The organism is Hyphomonas sp. UBA3601 (genome assembly GCF_002375605.1).
In the GTDB taxonomy this organism is placed as follows: domain Bacteria; phylum Pseudomonadota; class Alphaproteobacteria; order Caulobacterales; family Hyphomonadaceae; genus Hyphomonas.
In genome coordinates, this window is sequence record NZ_DFME01000017.1 from 70,101 (window position 1) to 74,224 (window position 4,124).

The following is a 4,124-nucleotide window of genomic DNA, read 5'->3' on the forward strand; positions in this document are numbered from 1 at the left end:
ATGTCGAAGTCTGGCTCAAGGATCAGCCCGAGGGCTGAGGCCGCCTTCAGGCTTTCCACTTTCCCACATCCCGGACTCCGCATAGACTCCCGCTCGGGAGGAAATCGTCATGCCGTATCTGATTGCCGGGCTGGTCGTGTTCTTTGGGGTCCATCTGTTTTCCGCGTTTCGAAGCCGAAAACCGGGAGAGGATCTGAAACAACGCATAGGCTACGGCCCCTATATGGGGCTCTACAGCCTGATTTCGTTGATCGGATTGGTCCTGATCATCTATGGCTATGACGCAGCGCGCTGGATGGGATCGCTCTATTTCGCGCCCAGTTGGGGCTCACACGTCAACATGGCGCTGATGCTGCCAGCCTTGATCTTCCTCGTCGCTGCCAACCTGCCGACAGGCCGGATCAAGAAAGCCCTGAAGCACCCCATGTTGGTGGCGGTGAAGCTCTGGGCGCTTGGTCACCTTCTGGCCAATGGCGAGTGGAACTCGATCATCCTGTTCGGCAGCTTCCTCGCCTATGCCGTGATCGACCGGATCGCAGTGAAGAAGCGCGGCGACAATGGCCCGCCGGGTGATGTGGCGGTGTCCAATATGGGAGACATTGGCGCGCTGGTGATCGGGACCGGCGTGTATGTCGCGTTCGTCTTCCACCTGCATCGATGGCTGATCGGCGTGCCTGTCGTGCCGGGAGTGTAGTCACATGGATGCGCAATGCGCTTGCGGCGCCCTGAAAGTCACACTGCCTGACGATATCACGCCGGCCGTTGTCGCCTGTCACTGTACCGCGTGCCAGCGTCGCACCGGCTCCCCCTTCGGAGTGGGGGCATATTACCTGCTCACTGCTTTGACCATTACAGGCAAGGCTACCCCCTGGACACGCGAAGCTGACAGCGGGGGTACCTTCACGACCTATTTTTGTCCCACTTGCGGGTCTACCGTCTACTGGGTCACGGAAAAGCACCCGGAAGCAGCAGGTATCGCCGTAGGGGCGATCGCAGATCCGCGCTTTCCCGGGCCGATCCGCTCGGTCTGGGAAGAAACCCGGCATGAGTGGGTGGACATACCCACCGCCCTGCAGCACTTCCCCAAAGGCCGCAGCTGATCCGGCAGCGCCGGAGCGACCGTTCACATGCGCTTGCCCGCCGGTCTGAGGCAGGCTAAGTCGCTGGCCATGTCGAAACAAACTCGTATTTCCCGAAAAACCGTCAAGGATATCGCCGCCGCCAAAGGGGGTGAACCGCTCGTCTGCCTGACGGCCTATGACGCGCCAATGGCCGAGATCATGGACCCGCATGCCGACCTGATCCTCGTTGGCGACAGCGTCGGCATGGTGGTCCATGGCCTGCCCTCGACCGTTGGCGTGACGATGGAGATGATGATCCTGCACGGTCAGGCCGTGATGCGCGGCAGCCAGCAGGCCTTCGTCGTCGTCGATATGCCCTTTGGCAGCTACGAGACGAGCGAAGATCAGGCCTTTTTGAATGCCGCCCGCATCATGAAGGAAACCGGCTGTCAGGCGGTCAAGATCGAGAGCGGCGCCTATGCCGCTACCCAGATCGCCCATCTTGTGGAGCGTGGCATTCCGGTGATGGGCCATGTCGGCCTGCGCCCGCAGGCGGTGAATGTCGATGGTGGCTTCCGCGCCAAGGGCCGCACCGAATCCGAACGCGACATCGTGCTGAACGAGGCGCGCGCTGCAGACGAAGCGGGCGCATTTGCCATTGTCATCGAAGGCGTTGCGCGCGATCTCGCCGACGAGATTACCAAGGCCGTCAGCTGCCCCACAATCGGCATCGGCGCGTCCGCCAGCTGCGATGGCCAGGTACTGGTCACACAGGACATGTTGGGCCTGTTCGACTGGGCGCCGAAATTCGTGCGCCGTTACGCCGACCTCCGCAGCGAGATCGACACCGCCCTCGGCCAGTTTGCTGTCGACGTCCGGTCCCGCGAATTCCCCGGCGAAGCCGAGACCTATTCCCTGCGAAAACCTGAGGCGAAACAGCCCTGACACGTTGCAGCTGGGCGCAGGCGCGTCTAGGTTCCCCCCGAAGTCAGATTACCCGATCGGAGCGCCACGTTGAGCGACATTTTTGACGAAGTCGATGAAAGCCTGCGCCAGGACAAGATGGAAGGCCTGTGGACACGCTACAGGCCCTTTATCTATGGCGCGGCAGCGCTGCTCATCGGGGCGGTGGCCCTAAATGAATTCGTGTTGCGCCCACAGGCTGAACAGGCCCGGGCAGAACGCGCGCTCGCCTTCGAGAACGCCCTGACCCTGCTGGAAGAAGACAATTACGTCGAGGCCGAAGCCGCGTTCCGTGAATTGGCCGAAGGCAGTGGCAAGATCGCGCCTTTGGCAGCGCAATATCTGGCGCAGACCCAATATGAGGGCGGCGGCGACGCCAATGGCGCAACCCGCACCCTATCGGCCGTGGCTGCCGTGGAAGGCAGCCCGTATGAGCGCCTGTCCATCCTGAAGACCGCGTATTTCTCGGTCGACACCCAGTCCATGGCAGACCTTGAAGCGACGCTCGGCAGCCTGGTCGAGGATGAAGGCCCGCTCGGCGCGCTTGCCCGTGAACTGATCGCGGCGAAAGCTTTCGAGAGCGGCGACATTGCCCGCGCCCGGACCGAGTTCAACCGTCTCCGCTTTGATGCGGCTGCGCCCGAAGGCGTGAAGCGCCGCGCCGAGATCGCCCTTGCTGCGATCCCGCCAGCGCCAGCTGAAGAAACGACCGCAAGCGACACTGAGACACCAGTTGAGGGCGAAGCGCCCGCTGAAACTGCCGATATCGAGGAGACCGGCCAATGAGGCTTTCACGCCCACTCAAGCTGACCGCAACCGCAACGGCGTTCATCGCCCTGACGGCCTGCAGCAGCATTCCGTTCTTCGGCAATTCCGGCAATGACGACAAGGAACAGCTCGACAAGGCTGGCCGCGTCACGATGGTGCTCGCGGAGGAAGCGGTTGAGGCCAAGCCTGAGCTGGCCACGGAATCCATCGAACTGTTGCCTCCCACGGATATGGCATCCTGGCCGGAAGCAGGCGGAACCCCCGCCAAGGCACCAGGCCACGTCAATGCAGCGCCTGACCTGAAAATCGCCTGGCGCAATTCGGTCGGCAAAGGCTCCAGCAACAAGTCTGCCGTGACCACGCCACCGGTCGCCAGCGAGACTGCCATCTACACGCTGGATGCGGACCAGACGATCTATTCGACGGAAATCTCCAGCGGCCGCACGCTCTGGAAAAAGGAACTCAAAGGCCTGACCAAGCGCGACAAGACCGCGCTCGGCGGCGGCCTTGCCGTGACAGATGATACGCTGATCGTCGCAAGTGGCTTTGGCTATGTCACACGCGTCAGCGCCGAAGACGGGACCGAATTGTGGAAGCGCGAGCTTGGCGTGCCCATGACGGGTGCCCCCACCGTCAAGGACGGCACGATCTTTGTCGCCTCCAACAATAATGAAGTGTTCGCGCTGGACCTTGAGACCGGCGAGACCGATTGGAGCGATCAGGCAATTGCGGAATCCGCCCGCGTCCTCGGCAGCCCAAGCCCGGCCGCCATCGAAGACTTCGTGATCGCGCCTTACTCCTCTGGTGAGATCATCGCCTATCTTGCCAATAATGGCCGTCGCCTCTGGACGGATGCCATTTCGCAGGCCGGCCGCTTCACACCGATTTCCGAGATCAACGATATCGGCTCACGCCCGGTTCTGGCCGGTGGCCTCGTCTTCGCGTCGAGCCAGTCCGGCATCACGGTCGCGATTGACGGGCGCAGCGGCAATCGCGTCTGGGCGCGCCCCATCGGCTCGACCCAAGCCCCAGCGCTCAGCGGGAAATTCCTGTTTGTCATCGGCACCAATGCCACTCTGGCGGCGCTGGATGCTGGCTCAGGCGACGCCTATTGGGTCACCGAGCTGCCGCAGTACAAGAACGAGAAGAAAAAGAAGAAACGTATCAGCTATTCCGGTCCGCTTCTTGCGTCGGGACGCATCCTGATCGTTTCGTCCTATGGCGAGCTGCTCGCCTTTGATCCGCAGACGGGCGAACAGACCGCGTCTCTGGATATCAAGGACACGACTTACATCGAACCCATCGCCGTGCAGGGAAAAGTCTTCCTGCTGA

General features: G+C 62.0%; 5 protein-coding genes. All 5 read left to right on the plus strand.

The window, feature by feature from the left end; translation table 11 throughout:
- The first annotated feature begins 109 nt into the window (after positions 1–109).
- Entirely contained in the window at positions 110–694 is a 585-nt protein-coding gene (locus tag B4F73_RS01420) for an NnrU family protein (protein ID WP_290479775.1), read from the plus strand.
- Between the two features lie 4 nt (positions 695–698).
- The gene (locus B4F73_RS01425; RefSeq protein WP_290479776.1) at positions 699–1,100 is read left to right on the plus strand and encodes a GFA family protein; all 402 of its coding nucleotides are present in this window, start codon (positions 699–701) and stop codon (positions 1,098–1,100) included.
- Positions 1,101–1,169: 69 nt separating this feature from the next.
- Positions 1,170–2,006, plus strand: coding sequence for a 3-methyl-2-oxobutanoate hydroxymethyltransferase (panB, locus tag B4F73_RS01430; protein ID WP_206993252.1), 837 nt, complete (start codon positions 1,170–1,172; stop codon positions 2,004–2,006).
- A 69-nt stretch (positions 2,007–2,075) separates the two neighbouring features.
- A complete protein-coding gene (locus B4F73_RS01435) occupies positions 2,076–2,810 on the plus strand; it encodes a hypothetical protein (protein WP_290482344.1) in 735 nt (244 codons plus the stop codon).
- Positions 2,807–4,124: PQQ-binding-like beta-propeller repeat protein (locus B4F73_RS01440; protein ID WP_290482345.1), on the plus strand; the 1,318-nt coding region annotated here is incomplete at its 3' end. The genes B4F73_RS01435 and B4F73_RS01440, both read left to right, overlap by 4 nt.

What these genes read in the sequence shown, in the direction of transcription:
- panB (WP_206993252.1), top strand. Translation starts at nt 1,170, where the DNA reads ATGTCGAAACAAACTCGTATTTCCCGAAAAACCGTCAAGGATATCGCC.
- B4F73_RS01420 (WP_290479775.1), top strand. Translation starts at nt 110, where the DNA reads ATGCCGTATCTGATTGCCGGGCTGGTCGTGTTCTTTGGGGTCCATCTG.
- B4F73_RS01425 (WP_290479776.1), top strand. Translation starts at nt 699, where the DNA reads ATGGATGCGCAATGCGCTTGCGGCGCCCTGAAAGTCACACTGCCTGAC.